Consider the following 26,419-nt stretch of genomic DNA (forward strand, 5'->3'; position numbering starts at 1 on the left):
CTAAAGGACCTAGGCCAGAGCCCTTCCGAGCGCGCGCGTGGAATACTCCTCCGGCCCGAGACGTGCCCCAAAGGGCGTTGCGGTGATCGAACCGCACGGTCGGGTAGACCAAGTTAGGTGGCGCTGGAAGAACCGTTGGCCCGAGCACCCCCCCGGTGCCGTTCACGACCCGCCTCGTTCCTTCCGTGTCCGACAGCCAGAGTGCGCCCTTCCTATCGCTCGCAACGGAGGCGTATCGACCCTTAGAAGGAAGGGTGGCGAACCGCTTTGCGCCGGGAGAAAGCCAGATGGCATGGCTGCTAAGATCTCTCGGGTCCCAAAGGCCGAACCAAAGCGTCCCGTTCGGCGCGGAATAGCCGTTGAACAGAGCGCCGAACGGCAGGGAGTAGCGCTGCTCGACGCTCTCCCATGATCCATTGCGATGCCGCCAGAGCCGGTTCTCCCAGCCGCCCCAGTTCGCCCAGATCTCCCCATTCTGGCCCGGCATGATGCTCAGAATGATGGGGGGAGGATCGGGCATCGCGGTATCCACCAGCTTGCCCTGCCGAAAAACCGCGACCCCCGCCCCCTGGTCATATCCGATCCAGAGATGCCCCCTCGCGTCAACGGCGAGAGCTCGCGGAGCGCTCCCGAGCTGCGCCTGAGCACGTAGCGGACCTATCCGCTCAAAGCGCACGCCATCGAAACGGAAGAGGCCATCCTGACTCGCGATCCAGAGATAACCATCCGGCGTCTGCGCCAACGCCCTGATGCCATCGGGAGCCCCTTCATCCCGGGTCCAGGACGTGTGCTTGTATCGCGCGAGATCGGGTGTTTCGGCCCATACGGCAGCAGGAGGGCTTACGAACACAATCGCGAGCAGCTTGAGCGACCCTTTGATTGCCCAATATGCTCGGCGCGAGGCTACGCACGCTCGATTCATCACCCCATCTTCCGCCACTCACAACGCCAACCTCGGCTGAATCGAGTGTATCGCCTATACCGAGGCACATCGAGACTCATACACGCGTATAGTCCGCTGAACTGCTGCGCGCGTTGCTAGCGCTTGAGCACCATGCTTTGAGCCGAACCCCTTCATCGTGCTAAGAAGCTGAACGGCCATGTTGCTGCAGCTCGGCCCGTGGAGCGGGCCGGAGGGGGGGATCCGGCCCGCTCGGCATGTCGGCGGGGACTTCCCGACACGCAGTTACCGGGCGCTGGGCGTCGCATAACCCGGTAATTGCTAGGTATCCGGCTCAAGCAGAGGAAACGATCCTACCTGAGGCAGATTGCATCATCCTCAAGTATGCGAACCTGCAGGCAAGCCAAATCAAGCGGCGTCAGGACGCGCTAAGTATTGTGGAACGTCGAGCTCCTTCGTCCAGGGAATCCGCCTCTTCGTGAAGATCTCCATGATGGGCGGCTTGACCTCATCCGTATGGTCGAGGGCTCCAAGCATCACAAACACCGTGCCCGGGAAGCCTTGCAGCTTGTCAGTGAACACGCGAGCACCGCACTCGGGGCAGAAGTTTCGATCCAGTTTGTTACCCGAATCCGCCACATAGGTAAATGACTTCGGCTCACCTCTAAGAAGTTTGAAGTCACTCGCCGGGACGGAGAAGTAGGTCGACATTACGGCTCCTGACGACTTTTGGCAGTCGGTGCAGTAACAGTCAGCGACGAAGGTGGGATCGCTGTTGAACTCGAATTGGATGGCGCCACAGGCGCACCGACCAGTGTGCTTCCCAGACATGACTGCTCCTAACCTTGATTTACCACCTGATTACCTCGCGCCGTGACGATCGACTCCCGTTGACCCTTCATCGACGTAGGCTTCCTCTGCGACGGACGACCGTCTGCCGAAATCATACCAGGGTATGTGAGGCGCTTGATCGACATGGGCCCGCCGGGGAGTGGAGGTCGTGCCATTCAGCTGTCGGCGGAGGCGTGCTCCGCCGACAAACGGCCTAACCTGATCATCTCAGAAGCGGTAGGACGCGCCTACAAGCACCTGGTGCCGGTCGAACTTGCCGTCGCCGTCGCTCAGATCGGCATAGCGATACTCGAGGCGGGCAGAGACGCGATCCCAGATCACGCGCTCAAGTCCGCCGCCTACCGTCCAGCCGTCGCGATTGCTCGAATCGGAGCGCACGCCGCGAGGGTCGCTGATGGTAGTGCGGACCCTCGCATTGGCATAACCGCCCCGAACATAGAGGAGGGTGGAAGGTGCCACTACATAGCCGGCGCGCAGGGTAAGATCGAAGGCCAGCTTCGGGTCGAGGGTCACGGAGCTCGTCGCCGTGCGCCGCGTGAGTTCGTCATCCGCAGCGAGGGTAAGATCAGCCTGGGCACCGATTACGACGCTCGGAAGCACCTCCTGGTCGTATCCGACGAAGACGCCGCCGACGAATGCGTCACGCGTCCGGTCAATGGTAGCCGTTCCGATCTCCGTATCCGGATTGCGCACGTCCGTCTTGCCCCAGCCGAGCTGGACGCCAACGCTCGGACCGTTGAACTCCTGGGCGGACGCGGTGCCCGCCAGACCGGTGATGCCGGCGATCAGAGCGGGAATGATCAGGAAGCTCTTCATCTTCGATCTCCATGTTCCGAGCGACCAAAGTGGCCGCCGTCGCATCGGAAATTACGAAAGGATCACCAGTTGAAGCAGTCAGCCGCGGCGGTAGCGGAATCATCCTGAAGGATGAGAAATACGACACCTCCGTATTCGACCGTCATTCCTCCGGCAGGTTAGAATTGACCTTCGCTCGAACCCGGGCAAAGCCGTCGCCGGACGCGTTGATAGCTCGAAGCGAGGCGGACGCGCGCCAGCGTTGAGGTCACTTACGATCGAACCATATACAGCCCGACTCATCGAGAGGACCGCTAGTGGCTCCGCCGCGCAAATACGACGAGAACGAGGTGCTCGACATCGTCCTCTGGCTCTTTTGGGAGAGAGGTTACGAGGGAACCTCGCTCAGCGATATACTGGCCGCGACGAACCTCACGAAGTCGAGCCTCTATCTCGTCTTCGGCAGCAAGGAGTCGTTGTTTCCCCGAGCGCTGGAACGCTACGATCGGGAGTATCTTCAGTTTCGCCGCGCGCCCTTGGAGAGCGGACGCCCAGCGCCATCGCCGCACGCCTTCTCAGGGGTGCCCTTGAACTGCACTGGGATTGCAACACGCCGGCTGGCTGCCTCACGACGAACGCGGGCGTGGCGTGCTCGCCTGATAGCGAGCCGGTGCGGGCAGAGGTCGCACGAGAGCGGGAGGCTTTCAGGCGCCGCCTGCGTAATGCGCTGTCCAAAGCGAGCGGTGAAGCAGAGCTTCCGGCGGGCCTGACTGCCGATACAGCCGCATCTCTGCTTCAGACCGTTGTTCAGGGTTTGGCGGTGCAGGCAAGATCGGGCGCTTCGAGAGCGGGATCGAACCAGGTGGTGGATGCGATCCTATCCACCTGGCCGAACGGTTGAGCCAACACCGCGTAATCCTCAGCTCCGGATGAACTCCAGAACATCCGAATTGAAGGCCTCCGGCGTCACCTGCGCCATGCCGTGGCTGCCGCCGGGGTAGGTCTTCAAAGTTCCGTTGGGGACCAGCTTGATCGTTTTGTAGGCAGCCGCCGCGATTGGAACGATCTGATCGTCTTCACCATGCGCCACCAGCGTAGGCACATCCATTTTCTTCAGATCCTCCGTGAAATCGGTCTCGGAGAACTCGTGAATGCAGTCATAGGCCGCCTTCACTCCAGCCTGAACCCCCATCAGCACGAAGGTGTCGCGAAGACCCTCGGCGACGGCAGCGCCCTCGCGATTGAAGCCGTAGAACGGCATCGATAGATCCTTGAAGAAGCTCGCGCGGTCCTTCAGCGTTCCGGCACGGATTTCGTCGAAGACTTCGATCGGCTTTCCTTCGGGATTGGACTCGCTCTTCAACATGATCGGCGGCACGGCCGCGAGAAGGACAGCCTTGGCAACGCGACCGGTCCCGTGCCGACCGACGTAGCGAGCCACTTCGCCGCCACCCGTCGAGTGGCCGATCAGAATGATGTCCTTGAGATCGAGCTGCTCGATGAGTTCGGCGAGGTCGTCGGCGTATTGGTCCATGTTGTTGCCGTCCCACGTCTGGTCGGAGCGACCATGACCGCGGCGATCATGCGCGATGACCCGAAAGGCGCGTGCGCCGAAGAACATCATCTGGTTGTCCCAGGCGTCTCCTGCCAGCGGCCATCCGTGCGAGAAGACGATGGGCTGGCCCGTCCCCCAGTCCTTGTAAAAGATCTTGGTGCCATCCTTGGTCGTGATCGTGCTCATCGTTCGATGCTCCCTTCAAGCGGTTTCGATGCCTTGGATACCGCACGTGACGAGGGCCATTGAGCATTCGCGGGGTCAGCGCCGTCAGACGAACGTTCAGGCCGATCATACGCCCGTTCATCTTGCTCGGAGCAACTTCACCTGTTTGCCTTAGGCCGCTACGGCACCGCCGGCGACGTGGCGACGTCCCAGCGATGGTCACATTCCTGGCTGGTCCAGGCGGCAAGCACGTCAACGGAACGTCAATCACCGTCGACGGCGGGCTCAACGCCTGATCTGACATGCGGGGCGCCGACCTGGCACCCCGAACGCAGCTCTCGTCGAGCTGCACGGCAGGGCCCGCACGCTGCTACCGCTCGGCCACATATCTCGGATATTCGGTCCGCGCTTCAAGAACCTTGGCCGGGTCAAGCTCGAACGTCAGCATTGGCCGTTCCGACGTAGTCGTCCCCAGCAGCGAGCCATCGGGGCCGTACGCGAAGCCTTCGCCCCCAAAGGTCGGCCCACCGCGGGTGCCGCTGCCGACCCGATTGGAGCTCGCGACGTAGCAGCCACTTACGAGCGCCGCCATCCGCGCCGCCAAGTGCCAAGCCTCGTGAGAACTACCGGTCGCCCTAGGGATCGCAATAAGCTGAGCTCCCGAACGTCCGTATGCGCGAGCGTGCTCGTTGAACATCGCCTCGGTGCAGAGAAGCACCCCGACACGCAAACCTGATGCTGTCACTGTGGCGAAGTCGCGCGCCTCGGTCCTATACCACTCCGCTTCGTGCCAGCCCTCCTCCTGAGGAAAATACTGCTTTCGGTGAAATCCCCTCACCTCCCTGCTATCGATGAGCACTGCCTCATTTGCGAGACGCCCACCCTCCTGCACCGGCCTCGAAGAGACGACAGCGGGGAGCCCCAAAGCCATCAGCGCCTCGAGTCCGGCATCGTGATCCAGTATGCTTTGTCGAGCGAGGCCAGCCACGAACGAAGGGCGGGAGGCGAGCCAACTGCCGAAAGGAAGTTCGTTGGTGACGAGGATGTCGGGCTGTGCTGCCGTCACAGCGGCCCGGATCGTTATCCATGAGTGATCGCCGACAGCCAGGCGGTCCGGCCATTGAACGACTGCTACGCGTTTAACTGCTTGTTCCATGCTTTCGCCATGATCTCGGGGGTGTCCGAAAACCGATAGACGGAAGCGCGGCGATCCTCTTGCGATACATCGGTATGATTGCGTTGCGCGACATGCAGCCGCCGCCACGCCGTCCGAACACCATCTAAGGACGTTGCGAAGCATCGGAGAAAGGATTGGCTGCGGCGACTCGAACGTCACCGCCGCCCGGGAGCCACAAGCGGAGTATGCCTCCTTCGCCCTGGATCACCTCAAGACTGCCGCCGTGAGCTTCAACAATCGTCCGGCAGATCGCCAGCCCCATTCCCATGCCGTTCCGCTTCGTGGAGAAGAAAGGCTCGAATACCTTGGCGGACAGCTCTGCCGAGATCCCGGGCCCGGCATCCTTCACTGTCACGCTCACTCCGCAGGGTTGCACGGCTGTCGCAACGAGCTCGATCCTCCGCTTGGTGGCATCCACCTCCGACATGGCCTGAACCGCATTCAGCAGTAGGTTTACGACCGTCTGCTGCAGTTGCACGGAGTCACCGGTCACGCACGGGAGGTCAGCGCCGATCGAGACCTGGAGGTCAATGTTGTCTGAGTCCATGTCTCGCTGAACGAGAAGCAAGGCTGCGCTGATCACGTCCTGTATCGCGACTGGAGCGAACTGATGGGTCTCCTCACTCAGGAACGCGCGCGTGCGAAAGAGTATCTCGTTCGCCTGCTCAGCCGCAAACACCATTCGGTCCATGTCCGCCGCAGCCCGCCCGAGTTCGGGCTCCGGCCTGCTCAACCAGCTGCGTGCACTGCTCGCGAACATCGCCATCGCAGCAAGCGGCTGGTTGACCTCATGAGCGATCGAAGCCGCCAGCTCGCCCACCAATGACACTCGCCCGGCGCGCGCCAGGCCGGCCTGCGCGTCCAGGAGACGATTCTCTGCCTCGACCAGCCTTGTGATGTCCGTGGCGAAAAAGAGCAGTCTCCGAAGCCCTTCATCGTCCTGTGGTATCACCGTCTGCCACAGCACGGTCATGTCGGGCCCAGTGCTCCGCTTGAGGACTCTACGACCCTGCGCCACCAAGTCGCCGTAGAACAGCGCCCGCAGCATATGGATGTTGCTTTGGTAGTTGGCAGGAATCAGTCTCGGCGCAGCCCCGAAGAACGCCTCCTTGGTTTCAAATCCGAAGATCTTTAGCGTCGTTCGGTTGACGTCGTTGAAGCTGTGTAGCTTCCGCATCCCCTGGATAAATTCCGGATTTCGGCACACGAATTCATCGATGTCGGACACGCCTCGGGAGCGAAGGTCGGCGAGTGCTCGCTTTACCCCGGACCAATCCTCGCTGAGGATCGCGACAGGCGCGTGCTCGAACATCGTCCGATACCTGTGCTCGCTCTCGATAAGCGCGTCCCGCGCCGCCAAGCCGGGCCGAGCGTCCGTACCGACTTCAAGGATGCTTGCGACCTGACCTGCGGAGTCCTTTCCTATGGACCACCTCGCTAACACGGGGATTCGCTGCCCTGCCCGGGTGGTCTGGATCAGCTGACCTTCCCACGAACCCCTTTTCTGAAGCTCGGCGAGACTCGCCTCCATACTGTCCGGGAATTCCGTCAGAAGCAGCTCGTTCGGCTTCCTCCCGATGGCTTCGGACCTAGTCCAACCGTAAGATTCCTCACACGCTTTGTTCCAGAAAATAATCGAGCGTTCCCGATCCGTCGCGAAGATCATGTCCCGGCTGAGCTCGAGGAGCTCTGCACGCTGCCGGAGCAGGTCCTCGGCTCGCTTGTTCGAGATCAGCAAGACCGTGGTGGCGCCGATCGCTACGAGACTGACGAGCAGTCGAAGTGTGCTGGACGAGAAAGGCTGAAGCGCATGCATGTAAAGATATGCCGTCAGCGTCAGCAACGCAGCCACCGAGCCTGCCGCAGCGACGGCACGGGACCGCAACGAAGGCGCAGCAATCAGAAGCACTACGATGTACAGCACCGCGACCGCACCGTGGATCTCGGTCAGGATGTCAACGAGGAAGATCCCGACCGAGGCAAGTGCCGCAAGCAAATGAACCGCTTGCAGCGGTCGCGCAGGCACAGATCCGCTCACCTCGTCCACCTGTCGAGGATGGCATTTATCTTCACCGCTAAGGCTGTGGGATCCTCAAGCATCGCGAAATGTCCCACCTCTTCCATATAGTCGATTTCCAGTCCGGGAACAGAAGGTGCAACCTCGATGAGCGGAAGCAAGGCGGACGAATTGATGGTCGCCACAGGTCCCGGATAGCCCGAGCTGCGCTCTGCGACGTCCCAACGGAGCAGCGCGTCCATATAGGACACTCCGACCTGCGGTCCCACAGCCGCCATCCGGTCTCCAATCTGACTCGGCAAGTCTACGCCCGACGGATCACGCAGGACTATCATGCGGGTGAGCGATCGCAGCTGATCCGACCAATCGGTGGCCAGGAGCTCAAGCCGCTCGGCGATTTCGGCCGAAGGTCGCACGTGATAAACCCGCCGATCCGTGAAGGTGTCCACGCCGATCACTCCTCTGCAATCGCCTCCCAGCACTCGAGCAGCTTCGATGGCGACGGGCCCGCCAAGCGAGTGGCCGATCAGTACCGGCCTATCTAGCTTCAGGTGATGAGCCAGCGACGCCACGTCTTGGCCGAGGCTCTCAATGCTGAACGGCAAGTCACGAATTATGGGTGTGCCGCCGTGCCCCGGTAAGTCGAGCACAACACGATCGCGCCCCGCCAGCATATGGCAAACATCGTCCCAGAAGCTGCCTCTGCAGCACCAGCCGTGCACAAAGACCAGGGGCGGTTCATCGCCGACCTGTCGACGCCAGGAGATCGCGCCTCTTCCCTCCTGTGCCCAGACACCCTTCGTGGCCGCATCATCGCAATCGATCACCCGCTCGGCTCCTTCACACGCGGTTCCGCACGCTTCTATAGGGGCGGTTAGGATATCCTTTGAGCCAGCAATCCTGCGACGCAAACGTGCACAGGATGAGCATGCCCCAACGATGCGGACCTTTGCGTGCTCCTCGCGCGAGGGGACCGCAGGGTCATCTGGGTTCGCGAAGGTGACCGGCCGCTTTAGGAAGCTGCAGCGTTAGCCATCGCCAGGTCGCTGCTCAACTAGCCATCCGTCTCGCCTACTGCTAACGTGCCGATGCCTTCATGACCTCACGCTCACCAGATAGACCCATCCGCTTGCTGATCGCGGATGACCACCCTCTGCTACGGGAGGGCATCATCGCGGTCGCAAGTGCTGAACCAGACATCGAAGTGGTCGGCGAAGCGGCCGATGGGCACGAGGCGCTCGCCAGCTTCCGCCGACTTCTGCCCGACATCACCTTGCTCGATCTGCGCATGCCAGACATGGACGGGATTAAGGTCATCACGGCAATTCGAGCAGAATTTCCTTCAGCTCGGCTGATCGTCCTGACCACCTACTCCGGCGAGGTTCAGGCGCTGAGGGCCATAAGGGCAGGAGCATCCGGCTACCTTCTGAAGAACAGCATGCGCATCGAGCTGATCGACGTGATCAGAAAGGTTCATGCCGGAAACAAGCATATTCCGCCCGAGATCGTCGACGAGATCATGATTGACGCCGAAAAGGCGCATCTCAGCCCCCGAGAGCTCGAGGTGCTTCGACTCGTCGCTGACGGCAAGGCCAACAAGGAGGTCGCCCGTCACCTCGGGGTGGTAGAAGAGACCATCAAGGCCCACCTCAAGAGCATATTCGCGAAGCTGGAAGTGTCAGATCGAACCCATGCAGTGACGATCGCCGCGCGGCGGGGAATCATCGACCTCTCAGGGCCCACCGAATTCTGAACATCCGCCGACCTTTCGCTCACGAAGAAGCCGGCCCAGTCCTCAGCCACGCCCGGCCGACTCGGCGGGAAGCCGCGATCCGCTCCTGTAGGGGCATGCTCGTGGGCAGCGGCGGATCGAGTCTGGCGCTGCCCAAATACGAGCGGCTTACGAGTTGATGTCGTAGATCCGCCACATGCGCGAGGCGCTGGCTGCGCCCGGTGCGTTCGCGCGCCGCAACACCACCTTGAGGTTCTGCCGCCGCAGCTCACCCATCCTGCTGACGGTGTCGACCCTCACGGGAACCGTAACATAGGCCGAACCAGCTGCAGCCTCGATCCGGCTCGGGGCGCCCACGTTCGCCCGATAGGATGTATAGCGGGAGAAGGAACGCACGAACGTCGAACGTGAGGTCCTTCCGTCCTTCGGCGTGGTGGACCAAAGCGCATATGCGGCGGAATACTTGCGCTCGCCGATAAGCGCGAAATAGGTCTGCACCACGTCGGCAGCGCCCTGCGCACTTCGGCTGCCGAATGGCTTGTCGACTACCGTGCCCGGACGCACCTGCAAAGTCTGCGCGGATCCGGCTGCGGCGATGGCCGCCGTCTGTCCGAGAAAACCCAACGCAGCGATGGCGACAATGTGGAACTTCATGATTGCGATCCCAATGCTGAGGACGGGCAGGCTGCCGGAGCGAATATGCGCAATTCGGAAGCCGGCCACCGAAGCCCGATAGCGCCATCGCGCCCGCGGCAATCTAATACGTGCGTATAGAAAGTTCGCGCTCGCGACGTAGCTACCGGCCGCCTGCTGCCCCAATTACGTGTTAACGCGGCTGACAGTTCGCGTCGGCCTGCCGTAGAACTCGGACAGGGCCCACGTGCGGCGCCGATGCCGAACGCCAGGATGGGTGCCGCACATTCCGCGGGAAGCATCGTCGCATGGCCGAGTGCCTCTGCGCGTAGTGATGCAGCGGTGCGCCGTCACATGAAGCGAAAGCGAATGCCGTAATGGGAACTCTCGGCCTGCACTTCAGAGCCTGGAAAGTTTCGGCATCCGCTTCGTCCGCGCGCGCAAGCAAGCGGCGCTGAATGTTCGAGCATGCTCGCTCGACGAGGGCTTGCGAATTGTCGATCTGCACCATGCACATGACCGCCACTGCCGCTGAGGCAGTGAGGCTCGCCAGGAACACCGCTCTATATAGTCTCCTACGCGACCTAAGGACGAAGATCTCATACCCGCAGAGAACGACGAAGATCAGGAGGATTCCGAGCGTGAGAAGCGCGCCCGGGTTTCCGTAATCCAATGCGGGTTGGGCGAGCACCCAGAGCATCGCCGATGCCGTGATCACTCCGCCAATGCGGCTCGCTTCACTCAATCCTGCTCGCTGAGCAGCACCAGTCAGTCTCACGGCCACTCCAGTCGATCTTAGGCGGCATAGCCGACCGTTGCGGGATATCGCAGTTCGCATCGGGCCGACGTTGAGGTTCTAGGAAGTTCAACATCGACGAGGGTGATGCAAGCATACGTGAGTAGGAGTGTTTCCGACCCGAGGCTGATGGCGGATAGGACCGTCCACGATCAGAAGAAGCCCATCGGTCCGGATGATGAATCCAATTGGGAGAACCATGATGTTCCACGCGCACGCACAGAGCTTCCGAGACAATACAGCACCCGCAGAGGCCTTCCCGACGGAGACAGCAGCGCGGGCCAGCTTCTCCGCTCTGGAGTGGTCAGTGATCGCCCTTGCCCAGCGCGACAGCTTGAGCTCGCTGCACGAACCCGGGCGCATTGCGCAGGCAATGGGGGTCTTGCTCGGATCGAGGCAGAACCCCCGCCTTGCTGACCATAGACTTGAAGCGCTCCGCCGCACCTCGGTGCTGGTCTGGCACGCAGCAGGTCCGCTGGACGAGGAAGAGATCGAAACCTTCCTCGCGGCTGACTTCAGTCGAGCCCAGTACGATCTGCTCACCGCAAGCGTCGCCCGCGGGCGTCTGCACTGAGTCCACCCCAGGCTCGATGATGATGAGGAAGCCTAGGTGTTTGATCCCACGGTTTGATGGTGCGATCCTTTCGTTGGAATGGAAGGAAGGCCGCATGGGACAAGTTCGTCACGGGAGCGCCACGACCACGTACGCCGTCCGAGCAGCAATACAGCGATCGCAAGCTTCGCTCTCGACGGTGAGCCGGGAGCTGGGGATCAACCCGAAGACTGTGGCCAAGTGGCGCAAGAGGGCGACGGTCGAGGATCTGAAGACCGGGCCGAAGGCCCCTCATTCAACCACCCTGACCGAAGCCGAGGAGGCAATTGTCGTCGCATTCCGGCGCCACACGCTACTGCCGCTCGACGACTGCCTCTACGCTCTGCAACCATCGATCCCGCACCTGACGCGGTCAGCGCTGCACCGATGCCTCCAGCGACACGGCATCTCCAGGCTGCCGGATGTTGAGGGCGACAAGCCGAAGCGACAGCGCTTCAAGCGCTACCCGATCGGCTTCTTCCACATGGATACTGCCGAGGTGCAGACCGCCGAAGGCAAGCTCTACCTGTTCTTCGGCATCGACCGCACGAGCAAGTTCGCGGTCACTCAACTGGTCGACAAGGCTGACAGGCGCACAGCGTGGGAGTTCCTCGAACACCTGCTGAAAGCCGTGCCTTACCGGATCCACACGATCCTGACTGACAACGGCATCCAATTCGCCGAGCAGCCTCGCAACCGCAACACTGCCTGGTCGCGCCAGATGCGCTTCGACATGATTTGCGAGGCGAACGACATCGAGCACCGACTCACCAAACCGAACCATCCGTGGACCAACGGGCAGGTCGAGCGGATGAACCGCACCATCAAGGAAGCGACCGTCAAGCGCTTCCACTACGAGAGCCACGACCAGCTCCGGACCCACCTCGCCGACTTCATCGCCGCCTATAACTTCGCCCGCCGGCTCAAGGCACTGAGCGGCCTCACACCCTACGAATACATCGCCAAGATCTGGACGTCAGAGCCAGACCGGTTCATCGTCAACCCGATCCACCAGATGCCGGGACTAAACACCTAGGCACGGTTAGGGTTATGCGAACTCGCCAAGCGAAAACGCCGAATGAACTCGATGACGGCGTGCCCTCTCCCGCTCTCTACCCATTGCTGCGCGGTGCGTCCGCCGAGCGCGCGTAACGGAGCTGATCGATACCAGCTTTCCGCTTCCAACCGACCACCCGCGACCGCGCGCACCTCGCTGACGATTTTTGCCTCAAGCAGGCCGACGGGGTCCTTCAGCCTCGCCCCAAACGCGGCATGGCACGCCTTTACCCCGCCACTTGTCGATCTCGCCGCGCGGAATCCATTCGCCACCAACCAGTCTTTGATCGCCTACCGGGCGTGGGATCGAACGGCTTGGGAAAGCCGTATGAGGACCCCGACGGGGGATCAATCCACCGCATTGTACCTTGCTCCTTTCAGCTTTTGGCGGCTGCTAGAGAGGCCGGCAAGCTACCCATAGAGTTCCCCCTGAAGATACAACCGGACGGCCCTCACGCCAGGAGGCCCCGTTTCCACCATCAGGTCGAGCGCGCTCCGGCCGCCGAACATCGGTGCGGCATTGGGCGCACGCATCCACGCGTCTGCCCGCTCTGGCGGAAACAGAGTGTTGATCGCCTCGAACACTCCGGCAAGGAACGCGATACGCCTGAGCGCCTCGGTCGTCAGAGCCTGTGGAGATCCGCGCGCGATCTCGCTCCACACGGGCCGCGGCAGGCCCAACAGCCGCACTTCTTCGCGAACGTCCAATCGCCACGCCTTGGAGATGCCGCGAAAGACGCGCACCGCCGGCGTCGTTACCGCGCGGCGCGCCTCAATCGACATTACTGGTCGGCGGTTGCCGCGGACGTGCCAGCCCGTCCAGCCTACGAGTTGGGCGCCGACGAGGAGCCTTGCGCGCAACTCGCTATCCAGTTTCGCGCAGCACATCTAGTTGGTTGTCCCGACCAGAAGGTAGCGGCTGTTGCAAGTCTGAATCACGTTCCCGCTGGCTACCTTGAGAAGCGACGTGAGGACCTTCGAGGTCATGATCAGGCGGCCGTCAGGAAACCGTCGTTTCGTGTCGCCATAGATCTGGCCGACGACCGCGACCTCGTCGAGAAAGGTGACAATCCACCATCCCTTGAGCACGGCATCGTAGCGGAGCACAACCATCAGCGCCCGCCATCGCCCGAGTCGTCGGCAGGATCGCCGCTCAGGCCGTCTGTCGCGGACCGATCTCCGTCCTTAGCGATCGCTGCGGACAACACGCGATTGATCAGCTTCCAGACCGTGTCGCGACGATCGTGCCCGACGATCTCGGTACTCTGCTCGCCAGCAGAAATCTGCAGCGCTGGATCGCCAGTGTGGTGCAGTTCGGCAGCGTAGCGGTAACTAATCCCGCTGTCGTCAAGACCGCAGTTCTCAATCACCATGGCCGCTATGATCTTGCGGTCCTCGCTGTAGCCCAGGGGCCAAAGCTCAACTTGTACGGCGATCATGGCAACCTCCCGAGCGCGACGTCGATGGAGGTGCGATCAAGCCCCGGTGCGGCTTTGAGGACCTGAGGTTCGTGGCTGTGGATGCCCTGCGCAATCCATGGTCGGCGTCAATCGTCATGATCGAAGAGGTCCGCGAATGGGTTGTACGGCTTCGCCGCGGGGCGGAGGTGAAACTCACCAAGCGGCGTAGCCACCCAGGATCCTGGAGTGGGCTCCCAGATGTCGAGCTGGGTTAGAAGCTTGTCATCCTTGACCTGGAGCCGCTGGTCTCCAACCCATACGTGGGCGTTGATCCACAGGTCGCTCAGAGACGTAACGCCAAGACCGTGGAAGGTGTTCAACAAGTGCGCGAACCCGAACGGTGCGTTCGGGGCCTCGACGCGATTAGGAAAGCGTATCCGCATACCGGTCCTCCTCTATGCATGGGGCGGACCGGCAGAAGCCGGGTGTTCGTAACCTGAGCATTCGCCAAGGCGCCGCCGCCTTTAGGCGAAGCCTTGGACATGCGCGACGGCCACCCGGCCACACGATGTGCGACCGGCCGAATGCTCAGGGGTTACGAAGCCCCGCCGCCGGGATTTACCGGCGGCAAGGGAACCGTCGCAGAACGATATCCGGAGCGCAAGGGGGCTTCCAGAACCACCCTCATTTGGCCGGAATCCAGCCCAAAATTAACCATTCCGTGCCATCGCCGTCCCATGAAGGACGCACCTCATAACTCGTTGTGATAGCGTGATTATGCAGGATGGTTATGGTCGAAACCGGGCTTCTGACCCCACGAAACTGCACGAAGTCGTAGAGTTTCGTTCCCTTTGGGCGAGCACTTGTCAAAGGAGTCGAAAATCGCTCTTGGCGAGCCCTCCCGCGAATGCCCGATAAAGGCCCTTATCGTGACACTGAAACATTATCAGGCTATGATTGATCTCAACCGTACGGAGCTCACCATGGCCGAATCTCAAGATCGCGAGCTCGCCGATATTCTCGTGGCCCAAGCCGTCGTAGCGGCCGCGCCGCCGAGGCCCGAGATACAGCGGCGGAACCAGTTCCGCGGCGAACTGCTGCGCGCCGCGTTCGGGCCCGAGGTTCGGCCCTCGGAGGTGCATGAGCGGATCGTCACCTTCGCCGGCGCGGCCTCGCCCAACACGCTGCGCGCCCTGCTTTCCGATCTGCGCGTCGTCGACGCGTTTCAACGACGTTATGCCCGGCCCGCTCTGCCCATCGCGCCACGGGCGCTCCACCTGTTGATCGCTGAGCGCGCCGATGCTGGCGCGGCCAAGTCCTCCATCGATCGATTAGTAGCCTCGATGGTTCGGCTGCATAGTCTGCTACAGCTCCCCTCCCCGGTCGATGATATCGTCCGCTGGAAGCAGCAGGAAATTCGTAGGTCGGACACTCGGCCCGTGCGGCAAGCGCTCGGGCTTCGCCTCAAGGGCGATGTGTCGGACGTCCTCCGCGGAAAGCCGCAGCCGCTGTCGTTGCTCCAGCTGCTCGAGCACATCCCGGGAGACCTCGCCGGTTTGCGCGACCGCGCGCTGATCGCCGTCGGCTATGACGCCGGCCTGCGTGCCTCCGAGCTCGTGCCGATCGATCTTTCGCACATCAAACCCGCGACCGACGGCGAGGCGTCACTGTTCATCCCACGCTCCAAGACCGATCAGGAGAGCGAAGGCGGGTGGGCGTGGCTGTCAGCGCGCTCGGTTCGACACCTTAATGCGTGGATCAAGGTTGCGAAGATCGCCGAAGGGCACGTTTTTCGCCCTTTGTCCTACCGAGTGGGCGCTCGTGGGCACCTCGGCGAAGGAACCGTTTCGAGGATCTTGAAAAGCCGCTTGCGCCAGTACCTCGGCGATCTCGTCGAACGCGGCACTATGACCGGCGAAGAAGCAGCCACGATCGTAGCGCAGACATCCGCACATTCGGTACGCGTAGGCTGCGACCAAGACCTTTTCGCGGCCGGCGTGGATATCGGCGCGGTAATGCAGGCTCTGCGCTGGACTAGCCCCCGCCAGCCGCTTGCCTATGCCCGGCATCTCGCGCCCGCTACCTCAAAGGCTGCGGCGCTTATGCGCCGGGTCCGCTGAGTCATTACATCTGCATTGTTCGCGCGACGTGTGGCGCACCCATTCAGCGCCGCGCGTTTGCTGATGCGTTCACAACTTTTAGTGCCTCGTTTAGGTGTCGATACCAGGTTGCTCGCTCGCGGGCACTCCATGCCGGATCAAAATCAGGAAACTTGTCGATTATGCGCTCGGTGAGCGTGAGACGCCGGGACTCGTCGAATCTCGACGTGCCAAGACGTCGGGGAAGCAAAGGTTCGACGATCGCCGATCGACCCTTACGCGAGAGCGTGCGCCCAAACATAAGGCGGGGCCCGATCGGCCAGCCTGCGGCAGCCCCGGCGTTCAAGAAGAATGAGACAGCACGCGTCTGAACCGACGCGGCATAGCCGACGCACTCGAAACGAGTTGTTAACTGCGCCGGGGTAATGCTCGAAAGGTCGACATCCTTCAGAAATGCGTAGGTGTTGCGCAACACTGCATCCAGAGCTGCGCGGTATTTCTGCCTGCCCCACGCCGCAACCAAGTCGATGAGCGCTGGCGTCGCCTGCAGATCCTTTGTCAACAGCCCCATAGCGCGCAGACTCGGCAACAGTTGGCTTCGTAGGGAAGGGGTTATGTTTGGGAACGCCGAGGAGTCCATCTTACCGGGAATGCCAGTCCAGGAACACTCCGCAAGGAAGTTCTGGAACCCTGAGAAGCTCACATAGGGCAATCTCGGAACCGCGCTCGCCTCTGCATTGTTTCCCTGCCGCATAGCTTCGCTCCTGGCCAGCACACTACGCTCACGTAGTGCCCTTCACGTACGTTTATTTCACATGCGTAGTGCTAGCATGATCGGGGCCGCGGCGGCAAATCTCCCTCGCTGGCCTTACGTGATCGGGCCACAAACTAGTGCCTGAAACGGCGAGCTCTGTAGGAGTGAGCGAATGAGATTGCCGCGGAGTGACGAAAGTGAGCGACAGGATTTCGCGGCTGCACAGCGACGCCCATCCTGTGGCAATCCTCCGGCGTCCGGGTGGTAGGCTGCAGCCACAGACCCCTCCGGAATCGAGGATGTTTGACCCTCTACCACGATCCCGAAGCAGGCCCGGAAGTCGAGCTCACCGAAATAAACTTCATCAGGGAACCGGCTTCAGGATCTTGCCACGGATTCTCGGACCGACCAGATTGGATCGACGATCTTTCGGGGCGAATCCAAGATCCAGAGGCAGGCGCAGGGGTGCGAGCGCATGGGAAATCGTCCATGAGGAAGTCTTGGCATCAGGATCTTCAAGGAAAACCTATGGAGACTGCGAGCCTGCGTCTAAGGGTCGTTGAGGATCCACAATTATCCCGAACTAGGACGAGAGATGCGAGCGCAACGGCGCCCCACAGCCCCTGACCTCAAGCTCGAGAGCACCCAGCATTGCACGGCGATGGTGAATCTCATCGAGAGCCAGTTAGTCGATCTTCGAAAGCTCGAGGTGGCTCTCGAGAAGCGACGGGACTACTGGAAGAGCCAACTTACTTCACTCACCGAAGGCAAGCAGCCCAATGCAAGGCGTGTCCGAGCACCGCGCGGCTCATTGCAGGCGGGGATTCTGGCTATCCTGAATGAGCATCCGACTGGCCTAACCCTGGGTCAGATCGATCGGGAATTGTCCGTTCGGCTCGATCACTACAATCGACAATCGGTCACCGATGCCCTTGCGAGGTTGCGCAACAGTGGGCGCGCCGATCACCGCGACAACCTGTGGTTGCCCGTGAGTGTGTAACCGTACGTCTATTGCATAAGCGTATTATACGTGGCACGCTCGCGCGAACGAAGCGGAGTGTCCTATGCTGCATAACGTCCCTCGGACTGTATCAACGTCTGGCGCCGTGTCCTCGGCTGGCGGAATGCGGTTGCAGCTGTTCCGGAGGGTCGAACTCGCCCCCGATGAAGAGCGTCTCGACAAGGAACCTCGTTGGTCAGATTTGCAGGCCGGGGTTAGGATCGTTTGGACCGCTACGGGTGAGCCGGTCCGGCAGATCGCGCCTCGCTCTTTCCTTCCGGTTGGCCGCTACAACTCGCGGAAGGCAGGTCGAATGCTCCACCACGAAAGTAGGGGTCACGGGCATGTGGGAGGCGAGAAACTCGCTCTGATGAAATGCGAGATCAACCCGGCGATCGTCGACTTCCGATCCCAGCACATCCGCTTCGATCTCCTCATCGATGGTAGGCTGCAATCCTATGTGCCCGACGTTCTTGCGTTGATGCACGATGGCTCGATCACGGTCATTGAGGTCGATAAGGGCCGTTCTAAGCAGCCGGAACCGCAATATCGCGCTAAGCTCGACATTGTCCGAGACATCTGCGCTGATCTTGAATGGCGCTTTGAGATCTGGTCCGAACGGACTTTGGCCCCGACACGCCGTGTGCGGGATAACATCGCCCAAATCCAGATGCAGCGATTCATTAGCATCGACTCGGTCCAGATCCTCGTAGTCTCGCGCGCCCTCCGGGAGAACGGTGGCCGGCTTGCCGTTGGGCAGATCAGGACTTTGCTCGGCTGCAGGCTGGGCGCCGGTGATCTGGTGCGCGGGCTCATGTGCCGGGGATTGCTAGAACTACCGCTCGACAAGCGCATCGATCATAAAACGATTGCTACTTTGTTCACCCGCTGCGTCTCGCCCAGTTTTGAGCACGCGATGTGAGACTGGCACTTCCTCGCTTCGACAAGTCAGACATCCTCGACCACGAGGGCTTGCTCCTTCGACTTGAACGGCAATGGGATGACGGCACGCTCTCGATAACGCGTGTCAGGTCGGACCGTCCCTTCATGCTAGATAGCGGCGAGCATCCGACCACAATGTGGTTTCTGACCGAATGGGGCGCCGGTCGCCTCCGCATCGCTAGCGATAAGGTCAGTACAATTCACGACCGGCCGACGAAGGAACAGGACCCGACCGGTTTGGAAGGGTGGCGCCTCGACGAGGCCCGGCGTGTGCAGTTCATTCTTGTCACTCTTGACCGTTTAGCCTGCCCTCAATCGAACAAGGCCATAAACCGACACCTCGCCAAGGTTTTCACCCCAGAAGTGGCGGCTAAATATGGGGATGCGCCGCCGGGATCGACTGTGCGGAAATGGATGAAGAGTCGGGGAGCGGTCGGCCATCGCACACTTGCGAATAGCGCACCTAAGCCGGGCGCGGGACCCCGCGTCAAGCGCCTCGACTCTGAGGTTCTGAAGCTCCGCACCGATGCCGCCCTTTGGTATTGGACAGCTCGCGAGATCTCGCTCGAGGACGCACATGCCGAGCATGTCGCGTGGGTGGACGACTACAACAAGAAGCGCGCTCTCGATGGCCTCGCCCGCGTAACTGCATGCGAGATCGAATGGCTCCGGGTTCGGATCTGCCAAGTGCAAGATTACGACACGTATTCCACCAAATTCGGTAAAGCGAAAGCGGACGGGTTCTACAAGGCCGGCGGAATTGGTGTTCGCGCCTCACGCTTCCTTGAGATCGGCATCATCGACCACCATACCTTTGACGCGTGGGTCGGCCTTGAGGAGATTGGAGACGAGCTCCTCCCTGCGGGGCGCCCAACAATCACCGCCGTCTTTGACGTTTTCACGGGGTGCGTCTCGGCGGTGCTACACTTCACCCCGCCGTCCCTTTTCAACATGCTTGACGCGATCAAACACGCGAACCGCCCAAAGATGAGGCGAACGCGCGTGGGAGCCGAAAAGTATGAACTCCTGGCATCGATCTACGGACGATTTGATACTATTCTGCCCGACAACGCCTGGGAGTTTACCGGCACCTCGGGACAGGACTCCCTCCAGGACCTCGGAACCCACATCGATTGGTCGCGGGCCGGGTACCCCAAGGACAAGGCGTTGCTGGAGCGCTGGTGGGGAACTCTGATCTCCTATCTCTCGAGCAAGCTGCCGGCCACCGTCTTCGATCCTAGGGTAATGAAAGATCTCGGATACGATGCCTCGAAGGACACGGTCGTTGCCGCCTCCGACCTGCGCGAGTTGCTGGCAGAGGCGCTGGCTTTCTACCATATCAACCTCCACAACGGTCTGAATGCACAGCCCGCACGCCTGTGGGAGAAGGAGCTGAAAAAATGGGAGACTATCCCGGTCTTTGTGGATGACCGGCAGATCGACCAGATCATGGGCATGGTCGAGGAAAAGACCCTCACTACTGCCGGCATTAAGATGTTCAATTGCGTCTGGTATAATCAACCGCATAATCTTGAAGCGATCATTTCGCGCAACGCAGCCGATGATGCCTCAGGTAGGCGTCGCCGAGGCAAAAAACGCTCCGTCGGACTTCGGTTCAAGGTCAAGTACAATCCGGCCGATCTGAGCCAGGTCCACGTCTACGATCCTAGTCTCGGCGACTACGTCACCCTTGAGTGCAAGGAGGACTTCTTACGTGGGTTGAGCAAGAAGCATCTCGATGCGCTCCTAAAGTGGGTCGAAGTTCAGAATCTCGCGTTCAACACTCCCCACGACCGGAAAATCGCCCGAGCTACGCTGAATGAAGCGATCCGCGATGCGGCGCCCCACGTTGCGCAAAGGCAGCGCAATGCATTCGCAGCCCTTATTGACAGGGGCGCAGGCGCCGAGACAAGCGGCAACATCGTCGTGTCGCATGTGCCCAGCAGCTACAGTGGCATGGCGCCCGTCACAGGGCACGAGACGGCCGTCGCGACGCGCAGCGACGGTGGCAGGAAGCCTAGAGGCCCGCGGAACCGCAACGCCAGAGGGCGGCGAAAAGCCGACTCACCTGTAGCCGCACCGCTGCTGCCGACCACCGGCGGGGCTGTTAGCTTTTCCGACGCGACGTCATCGGAATGCGCGGCAGATCGGGATTGGAGCGGGCTATGAGCAAAAAGACCTGGAATTCGTCAAAAGGGACCGCAAAATTAGCACTCTCGGCGGTATGCGCCCATGTGAGCGCACATCAGACGGACGCCGGAGGCAAGGACGACGACAAGCTCGCGCTCATCATGCCTGACCTCACCACCGGCAATGTTGAGGAGAAGAGCAGCCTAGCGATGAATGGTGTCATAACCGATATCGAAGCAAAGTACGACGCGATCTACCTAAACTACCCTCGCCACAAGCAGATGCAGATCGCCATCGATCGGATCCGCATGCACGGCAGGAAGGTTAAGGGCACCGGGACGCCCATGCGCGGGCTGCTCGTGACAGGCCCCACGGGTTCGGGGAAAACGACGGGTATCGTGGAATACGTCGCTCACCTCATCCGCGAGGGAGCGTATAGCGATGGGCGCATGCCTGTTCTGTATATTCGTCTGCGGAAGAAAATCACCGTCTTGAAGCTGTTGAGAGCTATTCTAGCCAAGTTCGGCGAGCGCTATTTACGTCAGCGCGACGAGGACGAGATGATAGCCCAGGTTCGGAACTGCATCGAGCGCGCAGGGGTTGAGGTGATTATCATCGACGAGGCTCAACACCTCCGCAACAAATCCACCGATAATCTTGAGGTTACGGATCAGCTCAAGACCTTTCTGGACGACTGCATTGCCCCGGTTGTCTTTGTCGGAGTTAGGGAAGCGAAGGAGATGATCGAAGAGAACCTTCAACTCGCGGGGCGCTTCGCCGACCCAGTCGAGCTCGCCCCCCTCAACACAGCGGATAAAAGGGACGTGGAGCTTTTAACGGAGTTCCTCAGACGTCTCGATGAACAAATGGTCGCGCTAGAGCTTACGAAGCAGCGTAGCTCACTTAACGCCCCCTACATCGTTACATGTCTCCATCTCGCGTGCGGCGGCATCATCGGCCAGGCTTATCGGATCGTGCGAGCGGCGCTGCTCATTGCCATCAGCCGCGGAGGCCATTTTATAGAGGCCTACGATCTTAGTCTCGCCGTCGAACGTTGGGCGATCAAAATCAGGCTTTGCGTGAGCAATCCCTTCCTGCATGCCGACCTTCGGGCTGCACACGGGATAACGATCGCATGAGCACCCTCGCCAATGTTTTTGGCGGTGGCGCAGATATTCTACCACACGTCACTTGGCCTATCATCCCGCGGGACCGCGAGAGTCTAGCTGGCTTCACCGACCGCACGTGCAATCATAATGCGCTTCCTTCACCAGTTTTGTTGGCGGACGCAGGCGCCCGACTGCCCAAGGGACTAGGTTATCTGGCTCGGAGTTCGCGCAATCTGGCATCGTTGGCGACTCTTCTCAATGTTGATGCAAGTTGGGTCGAGGATCGACGGCATACCAGCGTGAAGGACAGCGCTGGAGGCCATCACCTATCGATCAACTTCCATGGCGCCAAACTACGCAGAGTTCATCTGGACTATTCGGTTAGAAGGGTCGCACCAACCGCCATAGAAGAGGATTGCTACCATCGTGAGATCTGGCATGTCTTTACTTTAGGGGCATGCGCAGCCACAGGCGAACTTCTAGTCGAGGCATGCCAACGGCCAGATTGCGGCAAGCCATTTGGCTGGAGCGGGCATCGGTCGGTCGGCAGTTGCGCTGATCCTGAATGCGAAGCCACAGCCGCCTCTCTCACAGCAGCGGTTATTCGTGAGACCATCCGAGCAAGCTTCAACCTAGCGGCGGCACTGGTAGACCCAGCGGCCCGCGTCAACCGTTCGGCACTCGAATCGCTGCCGAAGTCGCTTCAAGCGGAGAATAGGGGAGACCTCTTCGAGCTTGCCTGGCTTCTGGGATGCCTTGACCATATCCAAGGCCCTAAAGCCATTATGTCACCCGCTTTATTTGCCCCCGCGACCAGATGCGAAGTGCTAGCCCGCGGGACCGATCGTCTGATGGCTTGGCCAGAGTGCCTCGACGAACTGCTCCGCGGGTGCGCGCTCGGAGTGGGTCATGACACCTCGCTAAAGCTGATCGTTAAGACCGTACAGACTATCATACGGCAGCAAACAACCTTCGGACGCTCTTCGATCCTGATCGGAGCTAGGTTCGAACGAATTTCTACTAACTCCTTCTCGAGTGTAGTCGGGCAGCATTTAACAATGCTCACCGCCACGCAGTTTGTTAAGTCGGCTGGACTCACAAGCTCTGGAATGGCGGTAATGCGGCGGTCCACGCACTTGCCCCGAGTGCTCTTTTCTGAAGGAGCTCGGGACATTGCACTATTTTCGCCTGCCGACGCCGCAGATATCCGCACTCGCGCGAAGTCACGGCTTTCGGTCCGCGCATTCGCAGCCGATTCAGGGCTCGGGATCGACGCTATCGAACTCTTGATCGGGGAAAACATTCTGTCCAAAGCGCTGGATCCGATTGTCGAAGCGCTATGGCCGGAGCCTCATTTAGATCGTGTTATTGCTGACGCTCTTTGGGAACGCATTACGCAAAGGGTCAGACGGGATCCCGCACCTGTGGGTTCTGTCCCATTATCAATTGCGCTCCATGGCTGCCCCGCTGGCGAAAAGCCGTGGCCTAGCATCATCGGTGCAATGCTCGCGGGCCGCCTCAACCTTCATCATACTGATAAAGGGAAGCTTAACTTCAGATCATGCCTGATTAGCCGGCCGGATGCACGATTGCTTCAAACACTACGCTTATCCCGTGCTTGCCCAGTCCCCCGCTCCGAGTGGATGAACGAACCTGACGCAAGAGAACGTTTGTCGACTACCGGACACAGCCTGCGCTCGCTGGCTGCGGCGGGAAGGCTCACCAAGTCAGGGTCATTTTCAGGCCAAACCTACCGACGTTCAGAGATCAACGAAATCGCTGCGGCATGGGTGAGCACGCTTGAACTACAAGCAAAGCTCGGTCAGACTTCGCGTCGGGAGTTGTCCCGGATCTTGGCAACTGTGGGACTTGTTGCCGACGAACACCGACTGGTGTCTCGAGTCGCAGCTCGCGAGAAGCTTGTCCCATTCCTCGTGTCGCCATGCGACTCTTGCACCAATTCCGCCCTCTGATTGGCGTCAAGTTGAGGCCCTCGCCTGACACGCGCGACCGCTTCAAATCGATCGATCTCGTTCACTTGCGCGTGCGCCTTATCTGGGTGCGGGGCAATCGTCGGCCATCCGCGATTGAAGTTGAGCGATGACACCGACTTATCAATCACTCGATCCTTGCGATGATGCTGGCCTACACGAGGTTCTACGCGCCGAGATTGAATGCGCAGCCTCAAATGCGCGAGCTCAGCGCGCGCCCGCGACCCGGCGCGCATATGCCTCTGACTGGAGGATTTTCCTTGGCTGGTGCGAGACACGCGGAGTCGCCAGCCTTCCGACCACGCCCGCCATCGTCGCCGCCTTTCTGGCATTTGAAGCGGATCGCGGCATCAAAGCCAACACAGTTGGCCGTCGTCTAGCCGCAATCGGTTATAATCATCGCCGAGCTGGGTTGCATCCGCCGCAGGAGCAACCGGGCGCCCGCACCATGTTTGATGTCGTCGCGGGACTTCGAAAAGCGCTCGGTGCAGACCAAGCATCTAAGCAACCCGTCGATGCTCAAACGCTTTGGAGCATGTTAGGGACCATCGAGGGCAACGATCTCCGATCGCTGCGCGACCGTGCCGCGCTGGTTCTAGGTATGGCCTCAGCGCTACCGCGCTCTAAGTTGGTCTCCATTGCAATCGCGGATGTTGTCTTGTCGGGTGAGATCCTAACACTCCGGTTTGGCCCAGAGAAAGGGCAGCAAGCTGGCGAAGGCACCGAGATTCTGATCCGCGAAGGAAGTCACATTCGACCCGTTTCGATCGTCTCAAATTGGATCGCGACGGCTGGCCATATCGATGGCCCCCTATTTCGCCGGCTCACACGCGCTGGAGAACTGACCGTTGATCCAATGTCAGATCGCTCGATTGCTCGACTCATAAAGCGCTGCGCCGCCGCGGCAGGGCTCAACCCAGCCTTCTACGCTGGCCATTCCCTGCGGTCCGGCTTCCTCATCGAAGCTGCTCAGAGCGGGGCGAGCATCTGCGACATGCAAATCGTTAGCGGACACAAGTCGGCGCAATTTTTGTCGAAGTACGTTCGCGACGCCGCCCGAAGCTGCCTGAGCGACTAGCCCCTTCGCATTCCCGATCAGCCAATGGCCGAGTGCCGAATGCTAGCTCGATTCGACGCAGCGTAGCTGACCCCTGCACCTGGAGTCCCGAGCGACCCCGACCGAAACGTAAGCACGAGCCGACCCTTGACTTGCATCGGTTTTTCGGCTCCGGCCCAATGTTAACTGGGTAGACGCTCATTTCGGTCCAGCGTTACATGGTTTCTCTGCTTGGCCCATGTGGGGATGCAACGCCGCCGCGAGACAACGCTTGGACCAAACTTAGATGGGCGTCACACGAAAGCCGCAAAAACACTGAGCTGAAGTACGTCCGCAGCCCTCAGACCACGGCGCATTTTGACATGGATTGGGATTGAACCCACGCCGAGCGCCGCAACCCGAGGACTTACGACGCCCGGTCCTGCGCGTGGAGAATAGTACGCGGCTTAGTGAGCAGGCGCGGAAGGTATGAGAGAGCGGCCACGTCGCTGGCTGGCCCTGCTTCGCGGTGCAACGGCAGGATTGGCCAGGCCGCGAACTCGCAGTGCTCAAGGTAAACGGACGATCAAATAGACGACCGAGGAGAAAGTCACGCTCGAACGAACCGGGTCGTTTAACCGCACCAGTGTATCCACTCGCCATAAGGATGGCACACTGCGAGCAGCCTTTTCGATCCCGACGGCCATTGCGTTAAGGCCAATTGAACCTCGTCGCGCGCTGGGGTCCATTCAAAGCTGATCCGGGCTATCGGACGCTCGGTCGTGGCGCCTTTGCCTGCCTGCTCCAGGAAAAGCTCAAACCGCTCGCGGTCAGCATCCTTGAAATACTGCTCGACCATCGAGTGCATCACCACCCTGCAGATTCCGTAAGACTGCGGATCATGCATCTGGCGCGGTAGCCAGTCGAGTGCATCACCCCGCTCGATCTTTGGGACGAAGTTGCGCGCGACTTCAAGCGCGGCCTCTAGCCTTGCCATCCGCGCCGGCTGATCGGCCCACACGAACGATAGCAGCCTTTCGCGCGTGACCGCACTCAAAGGATCCAACGGATCCAGGTCGACGCCACGCGCGTGCATGATACGAATGGGCTCAGCCGGCGGCTGAGAGCCTTGCCAGGCGGGGCGTAGGGTGACCGCCGAATCAGGATCGCCCGCAGTGACGCCTCCCAAATCATACCGGTACCGTGCCAGGTTCAGATTAAGTCCACAGCTGGACCCCAGCTCGAGGAGTTCGACCGGCTTCCCGGTATCCCGCGCCAATACCATCAATGCCGCTGCCAAGGCGCCTGCGCGCGCAACCTCGTTGGTTTGGGTTGGCGTGGCCATCCAGTCAGCGATGAAGTCGTCCGCTTCTCCCAGCGCATCTGACAGCGCACCATCATAGTCGGTATGCTCGCGCCGAAACAACGCCGACAACCTTGGCACGCGCCCGCTGCGCGCAAGCGCATGTACTCCGGCATTGAAACGAAGCGCTACCGCGGCCGATGCCGCATCGCCGGGCCAGCTCTTGATCAGCGCTGCCGTGCGGGGCCCAGAATGCAGGTGTCGTTCGCCCGCCTCGAGCACGTCAGCAACAAACGCGGAACCCAGGTCCCGGGCAAGTGCTGACTGGCGCCGTAGCTCCTTAGAAGCTCCGACAGACGCCATCATGTACATCCATTATCTCCC

General features: G+C 60.7%; 22 protein-coding genes and 2 pseudogenes. 11 read left to right on the forward strand and 13 right to left on the reverse strand.

The window, feature by feature from the left end; translation table 11 throughout:
• Positions 1-1,309 precede the first annotated feature (1,309 nt).
• Together FHT02_RS15145 and FHT02_RS15150 are read right to left on the reverse strand one after the other, a co-directional pair.
• A complete protein-coding gene (locus FHT02_RS15145; RefSeq protein ID WP_184089391.1) occupies positions 1,310-1,732 on the reverse strand; it encodes a GFA family protein in 423 nt (140 codons plus the stop codon).
• Positions 1,733-1,960: 228 nt separating this feature from the next.
• A complete protein-coding gene (locus FHT02_RS15150) occupies positions 1,961-2,569 on the reverse strand; it encodes an outer membrane protein (protein WP_184089394.1) in 609 nt (202 codons plus the stop codon).
• 329 nt (positions 2,570-2,898) lie between these two features.
• Between FHT02_RS15150 and FHT02_RS22245 the strand changes: the two are divergent.
• Both FHT02_RS22245 and FHT02_RS22250 read left to right on the forward strand, forming a co-directional pair.
• Positions 2,899-3,021, forward strand: a pseudogene (locus tag FHT02_RS22245) (TetR/AcrR family transcriptional regulator); the annotation flags it as partial.
• A gap of 170 nt (positions 3,022-3,191) precedes the next feature.
• A pseudogene (locus FHT02_RS22250) lies at positions 3,192-3,344 on the forward strand (hypothetical protein); the annotation flags it as partial.
• Between the two features lie 123 nt (positions 3,345-3,467).
• Here the strand turns inward: FHT02_RS22250 and FHT02_RS15160 are convergent.
• From FHT02_RS15160 to FHT02_RS15175, 4 genes are all read right to left on the reverse strand, one after another.
• Positions 3,468-4,289 carry an alpha/beta fold hydrolase gene (locus tag FHT02_RS15160; protein ID WP_184089400.1) on the reverse strand — a complete coding sequence of 274 codons (822 nt, stop codon included), beginning with the start codon at positions 4,287-4,289 and terminating at the stop codon, positions 3,468-3,470.
• Between the two features lie 349 nt (positions 4,290-4,638).
• The gene (locus FHT02_RS15165; protein ID WP_184089403.1) at positions 4,639-5,424 is read right to left on the reverse strand and encodes a carbon-nitrogen hydrolase family protein; all 786 of its coding nucleotides are present in this window, start codon (positions 5,422-5,424) and stop codon (positions 4,639-4,641) included.
• A 124-nt stretch (positions 5,425-5,548) separates the two neighbouring features.
• Entirely contained in the window at positions 5,549-7,483 is a 1,935-nt protein-coding gene (locus tag FHT02_RS15170; protein WP_184089406.1) for a PAS domain S-box protein, read from the reverse strand.
• Positions 7,480-8,289: an alpha/beta fold hydrolase gene (locus tag FHT02_RS15175; RefSeq protein ID WP_184089409.1), complete on the reverse strand. Its 810-nt coding sequence runs from the start codon at positions 8,287-8,289 to the stop codon at positions 7,480-7,482. The genes FHT02_RS15170 and FHT02_RS15175 overlap by 4 nt, the downstream gene beginning before the upstream one ends.
• 302 nt (positions 8,290-8,591) lie before the next feature.
• Here FHT02_RS15175 and FHT02_RS15180 point away from each other — a divergent pair, with 302 nt between their 5' ends.
• Positions 8,592-9,215: a response regulator gene (locus tag FHT02_RS15180; protein WP_246352431.1), complete on the forward strand. Its 624-nt coding sequence runs from the start codon at positions 8,592-8,594 to the stop codon at positions 9,213-9,215.
• Between the two features lie 147 nt (positions 9,216-9,362).
• On the opposite strand, the gene FHT02_RS15185 is transcribed toward FHT02_RS15180, so the two are convergent.
• A complete protein-coding gene (locus FHT02_RS15185) occupies positions 9,363-9,917 on the reverse strand; it encodes a hypothetical protein (protein ID WP_184089415.1) in 555 nt (184 codons plus the stop codon).
• A 908-nt stretch (positions 9,918-10,825) separates the two neighbouring features.
• On the opposite strand from FHT02_RS15185, the gene FHT02_RS15190 reads away from it, so the two are divergent.
• Complete coding sequence (locus FHT02_RS15190) at positions 10,826-11,197, forward strand: hypothetical protein (protein WP_184089418.1); 372 nt, start codon at positions 10,826-10,828, stop codon at positions 11,195-11,197.
• 94 nt (positions 11,198-11,291) lie between these two features.
• On the forward strand, positions 11,292-12,251 hold the full coding sequence (locus FHT02_RS15195) for an IS481 family transposase (protein WP_184089581.1): 960 nt from the start codon (positions 11,292-11,294) through the stop codon (positions 12,249-12,251).
• Positions 12,252-12,682: 431 nt separating this feature from the next.
• Here FHT02_RS15195 and FHT02_RS15200 read toward each other — a convergent pair whose 3' ends face one another.
• The 4 genes from FHT02_RS15200 to FHT02_RS15215 form a co-directional block, all read right to left on the reverse strand.
• Positions 12,683-13,132 (reverse strand): antitoxin Xre/MbcA/ParS toxin-binding domain-containing protein, encoded by a 450-nt coding sequence (locus tag FHT02_RS15200; protein ID WP_184089421.1) that lies wholly within the window; start codon positions 13,130-13,132, stop codon positions 12,683-12,685.
• A gap of 27 nt (positions 13,133-13,159) precedes the next feature.
• Complete coding sequence (locus tag FHT02_RS15205) at positions 13,160-13,384, reverse strand: hypothetical protein (RefSeq protein ID WP_184089424.1); 225 nt, start codon at positions 13,382-13,384, stop codon at positions 13,160-13,162.
• Positions 13,384-13,710: a hypothetical protein gene (locus FHT02_RS15210; RefSeq protein WP_184089427.1), complete on the reverse strand. Its 327-nt coding sequence runs from the start codon at positions 13,708-13,710 to the stop codon at positions 13,384-13,386. Before FHT02_RS15210 ends, FHT02_RS15205 begins: the two co-directional genes overlap by 1 nt.
• Before the next feature lie 107 nt (positions 13,711-13,817).
• Entirely contained in the window at positions 13,818-14,114 is a 297-nt protein-coding gene (locus FHT02_RS15215; protein ID WP_184089430.1) for a hypothetical protein, read from the reverse strand.
• 540 nt (positions 14,115-14,654) lie between these two features.
• Between FHT02_RS15215 and FHT02_RS15220 the strand changes: the two genes are divergently transcribed.
• Positions 14,655-15,791 carry a tyrosine-type recombinase/integrase gene (locus FHT02_RS15220; protein WP_184089433.1) on the forward strand — a complete coding sequence of 379 codons (1,137 nt, stop codon included), beginning with the start codon at positions 14,655-14,657 and terminating at the stop codon, positions 15,789-15,791.
• A 43-nt stretch (positions 15,792-15,834) separates the two neighbouring features.
• On the opposite strand, the gene FHT02_RS15225 is transcribed toward FHT02_RS15220, so the two are convergent.
• Complete coding sequence (locus tag FHT02_RS15225; protein ID WP_184089436.1) at positions 15,835-16,341, reverse strand: hypothetical protein; 507 nt, start codon at positions 16,339-16,341, stop codon at positions 15,835-15,837.
• A gap of 844 nt (positions 16,342-17,185) precedes the next feature.
• On the opposite strand from FHT02_RS15225, the gene FHT02_RS15230 reads away from it, so the two are divergent.
• The 5 genes from FHT02_RS15230 (at position 17,186) to FHT02_RS15250 (ending at position 24,774) form a co-directional block, all read left to right on the forward strand.
• The gene (locus FHT02_RS15230; protein WP_184089439.1) at positions 17,186-17,524 is read left to right on the forward strand and encodes a hypothetical protein; all 339 of its coding nucleotides are present in this window, start codon (positions 17,186-17,188) and stop codon (positions 17,522-17,524) included.
• 370 nt (positions 17,525-17,894) lie between these two features.
• A complete protein-coding gene (locus FHT02_RS15235) occupies positions 17,895-18,446 on the forward strand; it encodes a TnsA endonuclease N-terminal domain-containing protein (RefSeq protein WP_184089442.1) in 552 nt (183 codons plus the stop codon).
• Complete coding sequence (locus tag FHT02_RS15240; RefSeq protein ID WP_184089445.1) at positions 18,443-20,635, forward strand: DDE-type integrase/transposase/recombinase; 2,193 nt, start codon at positions 18,443-18,445, stop codon at positions 20,633-20,635. The genes FHT02_RS15235 and FHT02_RS15240 overlap by 4 nt, the downstream gene beginning before the upstream one ends.
• Positions 20,632-21,735: a TniB family NTP-binding protein gene (locus tag FHT02_RS15245; protein WP_184089448.1), complete on the forward strand. Its 1,104-nt coding sequence runs from the start codon at positions 20,632-20,634 to the stop codon at positions 21,733-21,735. Before FHT02_RS15240 ends, FHT02_RS15245 begins: the two co-directional genes overlap by 4 nt.
• A 2,070-nt stretch (positions 21,736-23,805) precedes the next feature.
• Positions 23,806-24,774: a tyrosine-type recombinase/integrase gene (locus FHT02_RS15250; protein ID WP_184089451.1), complete on the forward strand. Its 969-nt coding sequence runs from the start codon at positions 23,806-23,808 to the stop codon at positions 24,772-24,774.
• A 592-nt stretch (positions 24,775-25,366) separates the two neighbouring features.
• Here FHT02_RS15250 and FHT02_RS15255 read toward each other — a convergent pair.
• Positions 25,367-26,407, reverse strand: coding sequence for a DUF2332 domain-containing protein (locus FHT02_RS15255; protein WP_184089453.1), 1,041 nt, complete (start codon positions 26,405-26,407; stop codon positions 25,367-25,369).
• Between the last annotated feature and the right edge of the window lie 12 nt (positions 26,408-26,419).

The organism is Sphingomonas xinjiangensis (assembly GCF_014199255.1).
Lineage (GTDB): Bacteria > Pseudomonadota > Alphaproteobacteria > Sphingomonadales > Sphingomonadaceae > Sphingomonas > Sphingomonas xinjiangensis.

Excerpts from the sequence above, each read along its gene's own strand:
- FHT02_RS15145 (WP_184089391.1), bottom strand. The coding sequence starts at position 1,732 with ATGTCTGGGAAGCACACTGGTCGGTGCGCCTGTGGCGCCATCCAATTC.
- FHT02_RS15150 (WP_184089394.1), bottom strand. The coding sequence starts at position 2,569 with ATGAAGAGCTTCCTGATCATTCCCGCTCTGATCGCCGGCATCACCGGT.
- FHT02_RS15160 (WP_184089400.1), bottom strand. The coding sequence starts at position 4,289 with ATGAGCACGATCACGACCAAGGATGGCACCAAGATCTTTTACAAGGAC.
- FHT02_RS15165 (WP_184089403.1), bottom strand. The coding sequence starts at position 5,424 with ATGGAACAAGCAGTTAAACGCGTAGCAGTCGTTCAATGGCCGGACCGC.
- FHT02_RS15190 (WP_184089418.1), top strand. The coding sequence starts at position 10,826 with ATGTTCCACGCGCACGCACAGAGCTTCCGAGACAATACAGCACCCGCA.
- FHT02_RS15195 (WP_184089581.1), top strand. The coding sequence starts at position 11,292 with ATGGGACAAGTTCGTCACGGGAGCGCCACGACCACGTACGCCGTCCGA.
- FHT02_RS15205 (WP_184089424.1), bottom strand. The coding sequence starts at position 13,384 with ATGGTTGTGCTCCGCTACGATGCCGTGCTCAAGGGATGGTGGATTGTC.
- FHT02_RS15210 (WP_184089427.1), bottom strand. The coding sequence starts at position 13,710 with ATGATCGCCGTACAAGTTGAGCTTTGGCCCCTGGGCTACAGCGAGGAC.
- FHT02_RS15215 (WP_184089430.1), bottom strand. The coding sequence starts at position 14,114 with ATGCGGATACGCTTTCCTAATCGCGTCGAGGCCCCGAACGCACCGTTC.
- FHT02_RS15220 (WP_184089433.1), top strand. The coding sequence starts at position 14,655 with ATGGCCGAATCTCAAGATCGCGAGCTCGCCGATATTCTCGTGGCCCAA.
- FHT02_RS15225 (WP_184089436.1), bottom strand. The coding sequence starts at position 16,341 with ATGGGGCTGTTGACAAAGGATCTGCAGGCGACGCCAGCGCTCATCGAC.
- FHT02_RS15230 (WP_184089439.1), top strand. The coding sequence starts at position 17,186 with ATGGTGAATCTCATCGAGAGCCAGTTAGTCGATCTTCGAAAGCTCGAG.
- FHT02_RS15235 (WP_184089442.1), top strand. The coding sequence starts at position 17,895 with ATGAAATGCGAGATCAACCCGGCGATCGTCGACTTCCGATCCCAGCAC.
- FHT02_RS15245 (WP_184089448.1), top strand. The coding sequence starts at position 20,632 with ATGAGCAAAAAGACCTGGAATTCGTCAAAAGGGACCGCAAAATTAGCA.
- FHT02_RS15250 (WP_184089451.1), top strand. The coding sequence starts at position 23,806 with ATGACACCGACTTATCAATCACTCGATCCTTGCGATGATGCTGGCCTA.
- FHT02_RS15255 (WP_184089453.1), bottom strand. The coding sequence starts at position 26,407 with ATGTACATGATGGCGTCTGTCGGAGCTTCTAAGGAGCTACGGCGCCAG.